This is a genomic window from Halorubrum sp. SS7 (assembly GCF_005435055.1).
In the GTDB taxonomy this organism is placed as follows: Archaea; Halobacteriota; Halobacteria; order Halobacteriales; family Haloferacaceae; genus Halorubrum; species Halorubrum salinarum.
Genome location: NZ_SGXV01000592.1, coordinates 1 through 245 on the forward strand (window position 1 = coordinate 1; position 245 = coordinate 245).

1 pseudogene is annotated in these 245 nt (G+C 62.4%); it reads right to left on the reverse strand.

Going from position 1 to position 245, the window contains the following annotated elements:
* A pseudogene (locus EXE44_RS19255) lies at positions 1-245 on the reverse strand (V-type ATP synthase subunit I); the annotation flags it as partial.

A 245-nucleotide genomic window follows, 5' to 3' on the forward strand; every position in this document is an offset into this window, starting at 1 on the left:
CCGACGACGACCGGGAACCCGCTGAACGAGACCTCGCCGAAGGTGAGGACCGAGACCGCGTCGAACAGGAAGTCGGGCTTCGGACCGGGAACGTGCTGGCTGAAAATCCAGATCCACGCGCCGTTGAGGATCAGCAGCCACGATCCCCCCTCGTAGATCGCGTGTTTGAGGTCGTGCTGCTGGTGGGTGCGCACGAACGAGAGGACGTGTCCGATATTGAGGTGAACGATGCCGAACACGACGCT